The sequence below is a fragment of the Rhodanobacter soli genome, from assembly GCF_040548735.1.
In the GTDB taxonomy this organism is placed as follows: Bacteria; Pseudomonadota; Gammaproteobacteria; order Xanthomonadales; family Rhodanobacteraceae; genus Rhodanobacter; species Rhodanobacter soli_A.
Genome location: NZ_JBEPSD010000001.1, coordinates 1,113,822 through 1,128,142, shown reverse-complemented (window position 1 = coordinate 1,128,142; position 14,321 = coordinate 1,113,822). Strand labels below are relative to the sequence as shown.

The following is a 14,321-nucleotide window of genomic DNA, read 5'->3' as shown; positions in this document are numbered from 1 at the left end:
ATCGGCGCCCTGTGCCTGCTGACCCTGCTGGTCGCCGTGCTGGCCAGCGCGCTCGGCGTGGTGTGGACGCGTCACGAGAGCCGCGTGCTGTTCGTCAACCTGACCGCGCTGCAGAACCAGCGCGACGAGCTGAACATCGAATACGGCAAGCTCGAACTGGAGCAGGCCACCTACGCTGAACCGCGGCGCATCGACGACGAAGCCCGGCAGAAGCTGGGCATGGTCGATCCGCGCCCGCAAGACATCCGGTTGCTGCGATGAGCTGGCGCAACCACAACACTCCCCCTCAGTCCGGTCGGCGCCGCAGCGCCGGCCCCAGCGCGCGCCGGCGCATGGTGGTGGTGGTCGGCCTGCTCGGACTGGCCTCGATCGGCCTGGTCGCGCGCGCGTTCGACCTGCAGGTGGTGCGCAAGCAGTTCTACCAGCGCCAGGGCGACGCGCGCTTCCTGCGCGAGATGCCGATCCCGGTGTCGCGCGGCACCATCTTCGACCGCAACGGCGAGCCGTTGGCGGTATCGACGCCGATGATGTCGATCTGGGCGAACCCGTCCGAGGTGCTCGACAACGACGAGCGTATCCCCGCGCTGGCGCAGGCGCTGGGCGTGGATGCGGACGGCCTGAAGGCGCAGCTGGCGCAGCGTTCCGACCGCGAGTTCGTCTACCTGCGCCGGCAGATGGCGCCGGCCGCGGCGCAGGCCGTGCTGGACCTGGGCATTCCCGGCATCAACGGCCAGCGCGAATTCAAGCGCTACTACCCGTCCGGCGAAGTGACCGCGCACGTGCTCGGCTTCACCAACATCGACGACCGCGGCCAGGAAGGACTGGAACTGGCCTATGACGACTGGCTGGCCGGCAAGCCGGGCGCCAAGCGCGTCATCCGCGATCGCATGGGCCACGTGGTGGAGGACATCGAGCAGGTGCGCGCGCCGAAGCCGGGACAGAACCTCACGCTCAGCATCGACCGGCGCATCCAGTTCCTCGCCTACAGCGAGCTGAAGAACACGCTGGAGAAATCCCAGGCCGACTCCGGCTCGATCGTGGTGCTCGATGCGAAGACCGGCGAAGTGCTGGCGATGGCCAACCTGCCGACCTACAACCCGAACGCGCTCAGCGGCAGCAAGCCGGGCCAGCGGCGCAACCGGGCGATGACCGACGTGCTCGAGCCGGGCTCCACCGTGAAACCCATCCTGATGGCGGCGGCGCTGTCCAGCGGCAAGTACACTCCGACCAGCCCGCTCATCGACACCACCGGCGGGCACTGGTATTTCCAGGGCCACGACATCCACGACACGCACAATTACGGGGTGCTGACGCCGACCGGCGTGATCACCAAGTCGAGCAACGTGGGCGCCGCGCGCATCGCGATGACACTCGATACCGGCCTGATGTACGACACCTATCGCGCGTTCGGTTTCGGCAACAGCACCGAGAGCGGCTTCCCCGGCGAGGCCTCCGGCTACCTGCGGATCGGGCGCGACTGGCGGCCGCTGGAAAAGGCCATCCTGGGCTATGGCTACGGACTCAACGTGACCGTGCTGCAGCTGGCCAACGCCTACGCCACCATCGCCGACGGCGGCGTGATGCACAGCCCCACCTTCATCAAGGGCAACGACAACGCCGCCAAACAGATCATCTCGCCGCAGATCGCGCACGAGCTGGTGCAGATGATGGAGACGGTGACCGGCCCGGGCAGCACGGGCACACCGGCGCGCATCGCCAACTACAGCGTGGCCGGCAAGACCGGCACGGCGCACAAGGCGAGCGTCGGCGGCTACGACAAGAACAGCTATACCTCCGCATTCGCCGGCGTCGTGCCGGCGTCCAATCCGCGCCTGGTCGGCGTGGTCGTCATCGACAATCCGCAGAAGGGCAGCTATTACGGCGGCACGGTATCCGGGCCGGTGTTCGCCAAGGTGATGGAGGGTGCGCTGCGCCTGCTCGATGTGCCGCCGGACAACATCGGCCGCTGGTATGTCGGCGGCCCGTTGCAGAGTCCGGATGGGCTGGTCGGCAGCAAGCCGCCGGTCGATGCGCCGCTCGACGATGCACCGGTCGACGAGGACACGCCATGAGCACCGGCCATCTCGACCAGTTGCTGCTGGGCATCGCCGAAGCGCCGATCGCCGCCGCGCCGGAGACCGGCCGCATCGTGGTGTCCGGACTGACCCTTGATTCGCGCCAGGTGCAGCGCGGCGACGCGTTCTTCGCCTTGCGCGGCAGCCAGGCCCATGGCATCACCTTCGCCGCCGGCGCCGTGCAGCGCGGTGCCCGGGTGGTGCTGGCCGAGGCGCCCGCGCCAAATGAATCCCTTCCCCTGCTTGCAGGGGAAGGTGCCGAAGGCGGAAGGGGTCGACTGCCGCAGGCAGTCGGTGAGGTTCCCGTTCTGTGGATCGACGGCTTGCACGGCCAGGTCAGCGAAATCGCCGCGCGTTTTTACAATCGTCCCAGCGAGTCGATGCGGATGGTCGGCGTCACCGGCACCAATGGCAAGACTTCTTGCGTGCAGTTGCTGGCGCAGGCGCTGACCCTGCTCGGCCATCGTGCGGCCTCGATCGGCACGCTCGGCGCCGGCGTGCATGGCCAGTTGCGCGAAGGCGAGCGCACCACGCCGGATGCAATCAGTGTGCAGGCGCTGCTGGCGGAATTCCGCGACGCCAGGGTCGGCCATGTGGCGATGGAGGTATCGTCGCACGCGCTGGAGCAGGGCCGCGTGGGTGCGGTGGATTTCGAGGTGGCCGCGTTCACCAATCTCACCCGCGACCACCTGGACTACCACGGCAGCATGGAAGCCTACGGCGCGGCCAAGGCGAAGCTGTTTGCCTGGCCGGGCCTGCGCGGCGCGGTGATCAACATCGACGATGCGTTCGGCCGCGAACTGGCGACGCAACTGTCCGCCGGCGTGCAACGCCTGCGTTTCAGCATGGCCGACGACGGCGAGGCGGAGATCGCCGCCAGCGCGATCGTCACCTCGGCCGAAGGGCTGGCGTTCCAGCTGCGCACGCCGTGGGGCACGCGGGCGATCCGCAGCCATCTGATCGGCCGCTTCAACGTGGCCAACCTGCTCGCCGTGGTGGGTTGCCTCGGCGCGCTGGGTGAGCCGTTCGCGAGCATCGTCGAAGCGGTCGAGCAATTGCAGCCGGTCAACGGGCGGATGAGCCGGCTCGGTGGTCTGCGTGGCCAGCCGCTGGTGGTGGTCGATTACGCGCATACGCCGGACGCGCTCGAGCAGGCGCTGACCGCGGTGCGCGCGCATTGCGCCGGCAAGCTGATCTGCGTGTTCGGCTGCGGCGGCGAGCGCGATGCGGGCAAGCGTCCGTTGATGGGCGAAATCGCGGCGCGGCTGGCCGATGTGGCCATCGTCACCGACGACAACCCGCGCGGCGAAGACGGCGACGCGATCGTGGCGCAGATCGTCGCCGGCATGGCCGCGGCGCGCGCGATGGCGGTGGAGCGCGATCGCGCGGTGGCGATCGCCGACGCGTTGCAACTGGCGCACGCCGGCGACGTCGTGCTGATCGCCGGCAAGGGCCACGAAACCTATCAGGACGGCGCCACCGGCAAGCGTCCGTTCGACGATCTGGCGGTGGCGCATGCCGTGCTGGAACGGATCAGCCAGGAGCCGCGAGCATGATGTCGCTGAGCGCCATCGCCGTGTGGACCCACGGCCGCCTGCTTGGCAGCGATGCCGAGATCACCGGCGTCGCCATCGACACGCGCAAGCTGCGGCCGGGCGACCTGTTCGTGGCGATCAAGGGCGAGCGGGCGGACGGCCACGACTACCTGGGCGAGGCCGCCGCGCGCGGCGCGGTTGCCGCGCTGGTCACGCGCAAGGTCGACAGCGAACTGCCGCAGGTGCTGGTGAACGACGCCGAGCTGGCGCTGGGCGACCTGGCCAGCGCGGTGCGCGCCCAGCGCGACGTGCGCGTGGTCGGCATCACCGGTTCCAACGGCAAGACCACGGTGAAGACGCTGGTGGCCTCGATCCTGTCGCGGCACGGCCGCACCCATGTCAGCGCGGGCAACTTCAACAACGAACTGGGCCTGCCGCTGAGCCTGCTCTCGATGCCGCGGGACACCGAATACGCGGTGTTCGAGATGGGCGCCGGCAAGCCGGGCGACATCGCCTACCTGGCTGCCATCGCACGGCCAGATATCGGCCTCGTCACGCTCATCGCGCCGGCGCATCTTGCACGCATGGGCAGCATCGAGGGCGTGGCCGAGACCAAGGGCGCGCTGTACCAGGCCTTGCCGGCGGACGGCATCGCGATCATCAACGCAGACGACGCGTTCGCCAGTTTCTTCGGCGGCCTGGCCGGCGCGCGCAGGCAACTGCGCTTCGGTCTCGAGCAGCCGGCCGACGTCGGTGCCGACATCGTCGAGCAGCGCGTGGACGGCTCGCGCTTCGTGCTGAGCACGCCGCAGGGCGATGCCGACGTGTCGTTGCCGCTGCCTGGGCGCCACAACATCGCCAATGCGCTGGCTGCGACGGCAGTGGCGCTGGCGCTTGAGGTGCCGCTGGAAACCATCGTGGCCGGGCTGGAGCAGGTGCCCGGCGTCGCCGGCCGACTGCGCCGCGAGACGATGGAGGGCGGCTGGACTTTGATCGATGACAGCTACAACGCGAACCCCAGCTCGATGGCGGCGGCGATCGACACCTTGCTGCTGGCCGGCGGCGAACGCTGGCTGGTGCTCGGCGACATGGCCGAGCTGGGCGCGGACGCACGCGCGCTGCATGCGGGTATCGGTGAACGCGCCCGCGAACGCGGCGTCGACCAGCTGTTCGCGGTGGGCCCGTTCGGCGTGGCCACGGTCGAGGCCTTCGGCGCGGGCGGCGAGCATTTCGACGACAAGGCCACGCTGATCGCCGCGCTGCAGGCGCAGTTGCACGCCGGCGTCACCTGCCTGGTGAAGGGCTCGCGTTCGGCTGGCATGGAGCGGGTGGTGGCGGCGCTCGGCGGTCATCCGGGTCATGCGGACAAGAACAAGGGGGACGCATCCGATGCTGCTTGAACTGGCCGACTGGATGGCACGGCATTTCACCGCGCTGCATCTGTTCCAGTACATCACCTTCCGCACGATCATGGCTGCGCTCACCGCGCTGTCGCTGTCGCTGCTGTACGGGCCGTGGCTGATCAACCGGCTGGCCGCGCTGAAGGCCGGCCAGGTGGTGCGCAGCGACGGTCCGCAGACACACCTGGTCAAGGCCGGCACGCCGACCATGGGCGGCGTGATGATCCTGCTTTCGGTCACCGTCGCCACCTTGCTGTGGGCCGACCTGCACAACCGTTACGTGTGGGTGGTGCTGGCGGTGCTGCTGAGCTTCGGTGCGATCGGCTTCTACGACGACTACCGCAAGCTGGTGCTGAAGGACAGCCGTGGCCTGGCCAGCCGCTGGAAATACTTCTGGCAGTCCGTGTTCGGCCTCGGCGCGGCGCTGTTCCTGTACTACACCGCGCCGCATGCGGCAGCCGCCGGCCTGCCGGTGGCGGAGACCGCGCTGTACGTGCCGCTGTTCAAGCACGTGGTGTTGCCGCTGGGGTTGTTCTTCGTGGTGATCACCTACTTCATGATCGTGGGCTTCTCCAACGCGGTGAACCTCACCGACGGGCTGGACGGCCTGGCGATCATGCCCACCGTGCTGGTCTCCGGCGCGCTCGGCGTGTTCGCCTACCTGGCCGGCAACAAGGTGTTCTCCGAATACCTGGGCATCCCCTCGATTCCCGGCGCGGGCGAGCTGGCGATCTTCACCGGCGCGCTGGCCGGCGCGGGGCTGGGCTTCCTGTGGTTCAACACGTATCCGGCGCAGGTGTTCATGGGCGACGTCGGCGCGCTGGCGATGGGTGCGGCGCTCGGTTGCGTGGCGGTGATCGTGCGCCAGGAGGTCGTGCTGCTGGTGATGGGCGGCGTGTTCGTGATGGAAACCGCGTCGGTGATGATCCAGGTGGCGAGCTTCAAGCTCACCGGCAAGCGCGTGTTCCGGATGGCGCCGATCCACCACCACTTCGAATTGAAGGGCTGGCCCGAACCGCGCGTGATCGTGCGCTTCTGGATCATCAGCGTGGTGCTGGTGCTGGTCGGTCTTGCCACGTTGAAGGTGCGCTGATGCCGATCTTCGACGCCACCACCCAAGCCAAACGCCGTACCGGACCGCGCGGCAGCTTCGACCTGTGGCTGCTGGTCGCGCTGATCGGGCTGGCCAGCGTGGGCGTGGTGATGGTGACGTCGAGCTCGATCGCGGTGGCGGACAGCCAGCACATCGGCGCGTTCTATTTCCTGAAGAAGCACCTGCTGTTCCTCGGCCTGGGTCTGTTCGCCGCCGGCATGGCGATGCGCACCGAGCTGAAGCTGCTGGAAAAATATGCGTTCCCGCTGCTGGCGTTGGCGTTCCTGATGCTGCTGGCGGTGTTCGTGCCGCACCTCGGCCTGCGCATCAACGGCGCGCGGCGCTGGCTGAACCTGCTGGTCACCACGTTCCAGCCGGTCGAGGCGGTAAAACTCATTCTGGTGGTCTATGTGGCCAGCTACCTGGTGCGTCACCGCGAGAACGTGGAGACGAAGTTCCTGGGCCTGTTCAAGCCGGTGCTGGTCGCCGGCATGATCGTGCTGCTGTTGCTGGCGCAGCCGGACTTCGGCTCGGCCACGCTGGTGATCGCGGTAACCATCGCGATGGTCTGGCTGGGCGGCGCGCGGCCGATCTTCCTGTTCCTGATGGGCCTGCCGCTGATGCCGCTGCTGTACGTGGCGGCGACCGGCGAGAGCTACCGCATGAAGCGGCTGACCTCGTTCATGGATCCGTGGAAGGACCCGTTCAACGATGGCTTCCAGCTGACCCAGTCGCTGATGGCGATCGGCCGCGGCGAATGGACCGGGGTGGGGTTGGGCTCCAGCGTGCTGAAGCTGTCCTACCTGCCGGAGGCGCATACCGATTTCATCTTTGCGGTGATCGGCGAGGAACTGGGCCTGGCCGGCGTGCTGCTGGTGATCGGCTTGTTCGGACTGGCGGTAGGACGCGGCCTGTACCTGGGCCTGAAGGGCGTCGAGGTCGGCCAGCGCTTTGCCGGCTACGTCGCGTTCGGTATCTCGCTGATGCTGGCGATGCAGGCGTTCGTGTCGGTCGGCGTGAACCTGGGCGCCCTGCCGACCAAGGGACTCACTCTGCCGCTGATCAGCTACGGCGGCTCGTCGATGGTGCTGACCTGCGCCATGGCCGGCGTGCTGCTGCGCGCCACCTACGAGATCAACCGTGCGCTGGACGCGCGGCAGATGGCCACGCGGATGCCGGCGGCGGTGGTCGCCGCCGATGCGAATGTTGCGGCGAAGCCGCGCGAGGCGGTGGCCGCATGAGCACGCAAGCGCCCGTGCTGATCATGGCCGGCGGCACCGGCGGCCACATCTTCCCCGGCCTTGCGGTAGCCGAGTGCCTGCGTGCGCAGGGCGTGCCGGTGGTGTGGCTGGGCGCGGTCGGCGGGATGGAGACGAAGGTGGTGCCGGCGCAGCGGATCGAGCTGCACACCGTGGCCGTCGGCGGCCTGCGCGGCAAGAGCATCAGGACCCGGCTGCTGGCGCCGCTGATGCTGCTGCGCGCGTTGTTCGCCTCGCTGGCCGTGCTGCGCCAGGTGCAGCCGCGCAGCGTGTTGTCGATGGGCGGCTACGTGGCCGGCCCCGGCGGCCTCGCCGCATGGCTGTTGCGCCGGCCGCTGCTGGTGCACGAGCAGAACCGCGTGGCCGGGTTCACCAACCGCAGGCTGGCCGGACTGGCGAAGCGCGTGCTGGCCGGTTTCGCCGATGCCTTGCCGCGGGCCGAGTGGGTCGGCAATCCGGTGCGCGAGGCGATCGCCGCGTTGCCGCCGCCGGCCGAGCGCATGGCCGGGCGCGACGGCAAGCCGCGCTTGCTGGTACTGGGCGGCAGCCTCGGCGCCCGCGCGCTGAACCTGGTGTTGCCGCAGGCGCTGGCGCAATTGACCCCGGTGCAACGTCCCGAGGTGCTGCACCAGTGCGGCAGCCGCGGTCTCGACGAAGCGCGTGCGGCGTATGCGAAGGCTGGCGTCGAGGCGCAGGTGGTTGCCTTCATCGACGACATGGCCGGCACCTATGGCTGGGCCGACCTGGCCGTCTGCCGCGCCGGCGCGCTGACCCTGGCCGAACTGGCTGCGGCCGGGCTGGGCGCCGTGCTGGTGCCGTTCCCGCACGCGGTGGACGACCACCAGACGCGCAATGCCGAAGTACTGATGGCGGCCGGAGCCGCCGAACTGATGCAGGAGAACGAGCTGGACGTACAGATTCTGGCGCAGCGACTGGAGTCGTTGCTGGGTGATCGCAGCCGCCTGCTGGCGATGGCCGAAGCCGCGCGCACGCTGGCCAAACCCGACGCGGCGCAGGTCATCGCGCGCGCCTGCCTGGAGGTGGCCGCATGACGCCGCGCAGGTTGCACGCACACGAAGACCCGATGAGCACGTTCCGCCGGGTGCACTTCATCGGTATCGGCGGTGTCGGCATGAGCGGCATCGCCGAAGTGCTGCACAACCTTGGCTATGCGGTGTCCGGTTCCGACCGCGCGCATTCGCCGACCGCGCAGCGGCTGCAGCAGCTGGGCATCGTCGTGCATGTCGGCCATGCCGTGGAGAACATCGGCGACGCCGACGTGGTGGTGACCTCGAGCGCGATCAAGCAGGACAACCCGGAGCTGGTCGCGGCCCGCGCGGCGCGCATCCCGGTGATTCCGCGCGCGGAGATGCTGGGCGAGCTGATGCGCTTCCGCCGCGGCGTGGCGATCGCCGGCACGCATGGCAAGACCACCACCACCAGCCTCACCGCCAGCGTGCTGGCCGAGGCCGGCTACGACCCGACCTTCGTGATCGGCGGCCAGCTCAACGCGGCCGGCGCGAACGCGCGACTCGGCACCGGCCAGTACCTGGTCGCGGAAGCCGACGAATCCGATGGCTCGTTCCTGCTGCTGTCGCCGGTGATCGCCGCGGTCACCAACATCGACGCCGATCACCTGGAGAACTACCACGGCGATTTCGCCGAGGTGAAGAAGGCGTTCGCCGATTTCCTGCACCGGCTCCCGTTCTACGGCCTGGCCGTGCTGTGCGTGGACGACCCCGAGGTGGCCGAACTGGCGAAGTCCACCACCCGCCGCGTGATGACCTATGGCATCGACACCGCGGACGCCGACGTGCGCGCGTTGAACGTAAGCCAGCACGGCTTCGAGATGCACTTCGACCTGTTGCTGCCGGGTCGCGATGAAGCGCTGCCGGTGAAGCTCAACCTGCCGGGCCGGCACAACGTGCTGAACGCGCTGGCCGCGTCCGCGATCGGCTGGCAGCTTGGCGTGGAGGCGGAGGCGCTGGCGCGTGCGCTGGAGAACTTCCAGGGTGTCGGCCGGCGCTTCCATCGGCGCGGCGAGATTGCGCTGGACCAGGGCCACGTGCTGCTGGTCGACGACTACGGCCATCACCCACGCGAGCTGGCCGCGGTGTTCGCCGCCGCCCGCGGCGGCTGGCCCGAGCGCCGCCTGGTGGTCGGTTTCCAGCCGCACCGCTACAGCCGCACGCGCGACCTGCTGGACGACTTCGCCAACGTGCTGGCCGAGGTCGACGTGCTGGTGCTGACCGACGTCTACCCGGCCGGCGAGGCGCCGATCGCCGGCGCCGACGGCCGCGCCCTGGCGCGCGCGGTGCGCGCGCGCGGCAAGGTCGATCCGGTGCTGGTCGAGCATCCGCGCGAGCTGAAGGAAACCCTGCCGGCGCTGCTGCGCGACGGTGATCTGTTGCTGCTGCTGGGTGCCGGCGACATCGGCGCGGCGGCGGTCGAGCTGGCCCAGCTCGGCAACCTGAGGACAAGCAAGTGAGCATGAAGATCACGGATCCTGCCCGGTTTGGTCGCGTCGCCGTGGCGATGGGCGGCAGCTCGGCCGAGCGCGAGGTCTCGCTGGATTCCGGCCGCAACGTGCTGGAGGCGCTCAGGGCGCGCGGCGTGGACGCGCATGCGATCGACGGCATCCCGGCGCTGCTCGACGCACTGCGCACCGACCGCTTCGCGCGCGTGTTCAACATCCTGCACGGCCAGCATGGCGGTGGCGAGGACGGCGTGCTGCAGGGCGCGCTGGAGGCGCTCGACGTGCCGTACACCGGCTCGGGCGTGCTGGGCTCGGCGTTGTCGATGGACAAGACGCGCTCGAAACGCGTGTGGCAGTCGCTTGGCCTGCCGACGCCGAAGTTCGTGGCGTTGCCGCGCGGCGCGGATGTGCATGCGGCGGCGAAACAGATCGGCTTCCCGTTGATCGTGAAGCCGGCCTGCGAGGGTTCCAGCGTGGGTGTCACCCGCGTGTTCGAGGAGGCGCAGCTGGACCAGGCGGTGGAGCTGGCCGCGAAGTATCCGGGCGACCTGCTGATGGAAACCCTGATCGAGGGTGACGAGCTGACCGTCAGCATCCTCGGCCGCGAGGTGCTGCCCAGCATCCACATCGTGCCGAAGGGCGCGTTCTACGACTACAACGCGAAGTACATCGCCGAAGACACCCTGTACCTGTGCCCCGGTCTGGAGGGCGACGCCGAAGCGGAACTGCGCACGCTGTCGCTGCAGGCGTTCGATGCACTGGGTTGCGCCGGCTGGGGCCGCGTCGACGTGATGCGCGACCGCGCCGGCCGCAACTGGCTGCTGGAAGTGAACACCGCGCCGGGCATGACCTCGCACTCGCTGGTGCCGAAGGCGGCCAAGGCGGCCGGCATCGACTACCAGGAACTGTGCTGGCGCGTGCTGGAAACCAGTTTCCGGGAGGGCATGTGAAAGGAACCATCCGCCTCGTCGCCTGGTGCCTCGCCATCGCGCTGGTCGCGCTGCCGATCGTCGGCGTGCTGCGCGGGTGGTTTGCAGCCGGGCGCTGGCCGGTGACCCAGCTGACGGTGCAGGCCGAGTTCAAGCACGTCAGCGCGGACGACATCCGCGCCGCGGTGCGGCCGCGCCTGGGCAAGGGCTTCTTCGCGCTGGATCTCGATGCGGTGCAGAAGGCCGTCGCCGCGCTGCCGTGGGTGGAGTCTGTCGAGGCGCGCAAGCGCTGGCCGGACACCCTGCAGTTGCGCATCTACGAGCGCCAGCCGTTCGCACGCTGGAACGACAAGCAGCTGATCAGCCGGCAAGGCCTGGTGTTCGATGCGCCGGGCATGGATGGCGTCGGCGCGCTGCCGAGCCTGCACGGCCCGGATGCACGGCTGGCCGAGGTGGTCAGCTTCTATGCGGAAACCCGCAAGGCATTCGCCGGCACTCAACTGCAGATCACCGGCGTGGCGCTGACCGACCGTGGCAGCTGGAGCGTGAGCATGGCGGACGGCGCGCAGATCGTGATCGGCGACCGCGAGTACGCCGGGCGCCGGCTGCGTCGCTTCCTCGACGTCTACCCGCAGCTGATCGCCGGCCACACCGACGGCTTCGCCTACGCCGATCTTCGCTACACCAATGGATTCGCCGTGCGCTGGCCGCAGACGGCCGCCGTCAACGCTGGAGGTTCGCCCCGCTCATGAAGCCGCGCAATGACAAGCAATTGGTGGTCGGGCTCGACATCGGCACCTCGAAGGTGGTGGCGATCGTCGGCGAGTACGAGCCGGGCGAACCGATCACCGTGATCGGCATCGGCACCCACGTCTCGCGCGGCATGAAGCGCGGCTCGGTGGTCGACATCGAATCGACCGTGCACTCGATACAGCGCGCGGTGGAGGAGGCCGAACTGATGGCCGGCTGCGACATCCGCTCGGTCTATGCGTCGATCTCCGGCAGCCACCTGGAAACCCGCAATTCGCACGGCAATGCGGCGATCCGCGACCGCGAGGTCACCGCCAGCGACCTGGAGCAGGTGCTGGAGGCGGCCAGCGCGGTGGCGATCCCGGCCGACCGCAAGGTGCTCTACAAGGAGTCGCAGGAATACCGCATCGACGGCCAGGATGGCATCCGTGCGCCGATCGGCATGAGTGGCGTGCGGCTGGAGGCTAACGTGCACCTGGTCACCGGCGCGGCGGCGGCGGTGCAGAACGTCACCAAGTGCATCCAGCGCTGCGGCCTCACCGTGGACGAACTGGTGCCGTCGGCCGTCGCCAGCGCGAAGGCGGTGCTGACCGACGACGAGCGCGAGCTGGGCGTGTGCCTGGTCGACATCGGCGCCGGCACCACCGACATCGCGATCTACACCCAGGGCTCGATCCGCTATACCGCCTCGCTACCGGTCGGCGGCGACCAGGTCACCAGCGACATCGCCTACGGCGTGCACACGCCGACCGCGCATGCGGAGGAGATCAAGATCAAGTACGCCTGCGCGCAGACCGGGTTGGCGCACGCCGAGGAAACCATCCAGGTGCCCAGCGTCGGCGACCGCCCGCCGCGCCGGCTGGCGCGGCAGTCGCTGGCGCAGTCGGTGCAGGCGCGCTACGAGGAGATCTTCGAAATGGTGCAGGACCAGCTGCGCCGCTCCGGTTACGAGAGCCTGGTCGCGGCCGGCGTGGTGCTGACCGGCGGCGCCTCGAAGATGGAAGGCGCGCTGGAGCTGGCCGAGGAGATCTTCCACAAGATGGTGCGCATCGGCGTGCCGCAGCAGATCGACGGCCTCGGCGAAGTCGTTTCCAGTCCGCTGCACGCCACCGGCGTGGGCCTGCTGCTGCATGGCTCGCGCGCCGGCAGCACGCGCATGGGCGGCTCGGGCGGCGGCAGTGTCGGCGGCCTGGTCGGCAAGTTGCGTGGCTGGCTCACCCGGAATTTCTGATGACGGTTTTTCTAAGCGGCGCAGGAGGCGCAGCCACGGGCAGAAGGAGATTCGCCCACCACCATGGACCGACAGGAGTCGCGCTCCATGGTTACAACGACAACAACTCTACGGAGGACGGGAAATGTTTGAACTGATTGATAAACTCGCACCCAATGCAGTCATCAAGGTGATTGGCGTGGGCGGCGGCGGCGGCAATGCCGTGGCGCACATGCTCAATGCCAACATCGAAGGCGTGGAATTCGTCGTCGCCAACACCGACGCCCAGGCGATGAACAGCTGCGGCTCGCGCACCCACCTGCAACTCGGTGGCAACGTGACCAAGGGTCTCGGCGCCGGCGCGAATCCCGAGGTCGGCCGACAGGCCGCGCTGGAGGATCGCGAACGGATCGAGGCGATGCTCGAAGGTGCCGACATGGTGTTCATCACCGCCGGCATGGGCGGCGGCACCGGCACCGGCGCGGCACCGGTTGTGGCGCAGCTGGCCAAGGAAAAGGGCATCCTCACCGTGGCGGTGGTGACCAAGCCGTTCCCGTTCGAGGGCCGTCGGCGCATGCAGGTCGCCCTGAAGGGCATCGAGGACCTGTCGCAGCACGTCGACTCGCTGATCACCGTGCCGAACGAGAAGCTGCTCAGCGTGCTCGGCCGCGAGGTCACCTTGCTCAACGCGTTCAAGGCCGCCAACGACGTGCTGCAGGGCGCCGTGCAGGGCATCGCCGACCTGATCACCGCTCCTGGCCTGATCAACGTCGACTTTGCCGACGTGCGCACCGTGATGTCCGAGATGGGCCTGGCGATGATGGGCTCGGGCACCGCCCGCGGCGACGATCGTGCCCAGGCGGCTGCCGAGGCGGCGATCAAGAACCCGCTGCTGGAAGACGTCAACCTCAACGGCGCCTGCGGGATCCTCGTCAACGTCACCGCTGGCCCGAACCTGACGATGCGCGAATTCGACGAAATTGGCCGTATCATCCACGACTTCGCCAGCGAAGACGCCACCGTCGTGATGGGCACCTCGCTCGATCCGGAAATGAAGGACGACGTGCGGGTCACCGTGGTCGCCACCGGTCTCAACCGGGCGATGGCCTCCCGCCAGCAGCCGCCGATCCGCATGGTCGAGACCCAGCAGGTGCAGATGCGGCCGCGCCCGGTCGTGCTGCGTACCGGCACCGGCAACGAGGTGGTCGACTATGCGCAGCCGGACATGATGGTCAGTCACAGCCGTGCGGAACCCGCGGCGCCGGCGAAGAATGCCGAGCCGGGCTTCGATTACCTGGACATTCCGGCGTTCCTGCGCCGCCAGGCCGACTGATGGCAGGCTGACTTCTGGCAGGTTGCACAGGTTAAGGAGGTGCGAAAATATTGAACAAATGCCCGTTGGGTCGGTCACTACTTCTGTCGTGCCCGTTATCGGCTTCAGCCGGTCGCATCGTGCGTGAGATGTGAGGAGTGGCGGTCGTACCCGGGCTCCGTTCACCGTTGTATGAGCAAGACTGTGCGTCGGGATGACGCACGGCCAGCCGCCGCGGATTCGCCCGTGACGGTCGGTCCGATGCCCCGTGCCGGATTCCCG

The 14,321-nt window shown here is 68.8% G+C and carries 12 protein-coding genes; all 12 read left to right on the top strand.

The window, feature by feature from the left end:
• The 12 genes from ftsL to ftsZ all read left to right on the top strand — a co-directional run bounded on the left by ftsL (position 1) and on the right by ftsZ (position 14,060).
• Positions 1 to 261, top strand: coding sequence for a cell division protein FtsL (gene ftsL, locus ABIE04_RS05315; RefSeq protein WP_214556654.1), 261 nt, complete (start codon positions 1 to 3; stop codon positions 259 to 261).
• Complete coding sequence (locus tag ABIE04_RS05310) at positions 258 to 2,072, top strand: peptidoglycan D,D-transpeptidase FtsI family protein (protein WP_354547527.1); 1,815 nt, start codon at positions 258 to 260, stop codon at positions 2,070 to 2,072. Before ftsL ends, ABIE04_RS05310 begins: the two co-directional genes overlap by 4 nt.
• On the top strand, positions 2,069 to 3,631 hold the full coding sequence (locus ABIE04_RS05305) for a UDP-N-acetylmuramoyl-L-alanyl-D-glutamate--2,6-diaminopimelate ligase (RefSeq protein ID WP_354547526.1): 1,563 nt from the start codon (positions 2,069 to 2,071) through the stop codon (positions 3,629 to 3,631). The genes ABIE04_RS05310 and ABIE04_RS05305 overlap by 4 nt, the downstream gene beginning before the upstream one ends.
• Positions 3,628 to 5,010 carry a UDP-N-acetylmuramoyl-tripeptide--D-alanyl-D-alanine ligase gene (locus ABIE04_RS05300; RefSeq protein WP_354547525.1) on the top strand — a complete coding sequence of 461 codons (1,383 nt, stop codon included), beginning with the start codon at positions 3,628 to 3,630 and terminating at the stop codon, positions 5,008 to 5,010. The genes ABIE04_RS05305 and ABIE04_RS05300 overlap by 4 nt, the downstream gene beginning before the upstream one ends.
• A complete protein-coding gene (mraY, locus tag ABIE04_RS05295) occupies positions 5,000 to 6,103 on the top strand; it encodes a phospho-N-acetylmuramoyl-pentapeptide-transferase (RefSeq protein WP_354547524.1) in 1,104 nt (367 codons plus the stop codon). The genes ABIE04_RS05300 and mraY overlap by 11 nt, the downstream gene beginning before the upstream one ends.
• Positions 6,103 to 7,344 (top strand): putative lipid II flippase FtsW, encoded by a 1,242-nt coding sequence (gene ftsW / locus ABIE04_RS05290; protein WP_354547523.1) that lies wholly within the window; start codon positions 6,103 to 6,105, stop codon positions 7,342 to 7,344. Before mraY ends, ftsW begins: the two co-directional genes overlap by 1 nt.
• Complete coding sequence (murG, locus tag ABIE04_RS05285) at positions 7,341 to 8,414, top strand: undecaprenyldiphospho-muramoylpentapeptide beta-N-acetylglucosaminyltransferase (RefSeq protein ID WP_354547522.1); 1,074 nt, start codon at positions 7,341 to 7,343, stop codon at positions 8,412 to 8,414. Before ftsW ends, murG begins: the two co-directional genes overlap by 4 nt.
• Positions 8,411 to 9,850, top strand: a complete 1,440-nt coding sequence (gene murC, locus ABIE04_RS05280; RefSeq protein ID WP_354547521.1) for a UDP-N-acetylmuramate--L-alanine ligase — start codon at positions 8,411 to 8,413, stop codon at positions 9,848 to 9,850. Before murG ends, murC begins: the two co-directional genes overlap by 4 nt.
• Positions 9,851 to 9,852: 2 nt before the next feature.
• Positions 9,853 to 10,788, top strand: a complete 936-nt coding sequence (locus ABIE04_RS05275; RefSeq protein ID WP_354547520.1) for a D-alanine--D-alanine ligase — start codon at positions 9,853 to 9,855, stop codon at positions 10,786 to 10,788.
• A complete protein-coding gene (locus tag ABIE04_RS05270; protein ID WP_354547519.1) occupies positions 10,785 to 11,519 on the top strand; it encodes a cell division protein FtsQ/DivIB in 735 nt (244 codons plus the stop codon). Before ABIE04_RS05275 ends, ABIE04_RS05270 begins: the two co-directional genes overlap by 4 nt.
• Complete coding sequence (gene ftsA / locus ABIE04_RS05265) at positions 11,516 to 12,748, top strand: cell division protein FtsA (protein ID WP_354547518.1); 1,233 nt, start codon at positions 11,516 to 11,518, stop codon at positions 12,746 to 12,748. The genes ABIE04_RS05270 and ftsA overlap by 4 nt, the downstream gene beginning before the upstream one ends.
• Before the next feature lie 124 nt (positions 12,749 to 12,872).
• Complete coding sequence (gene ftsZ, locus ABIE04_RS05260; RefSeq protein WP_354547517.1) at positions 12,873 to 14,060, top strand: cell division protein FtsZ; 1,188 nt, start codon at positions 12,873 to 12,875, stop codon at positions 14,058 to 14,060.
• The last annotated feature ends 261 nt before the right edge of the window (positions 14,061 to 14,321 follow it).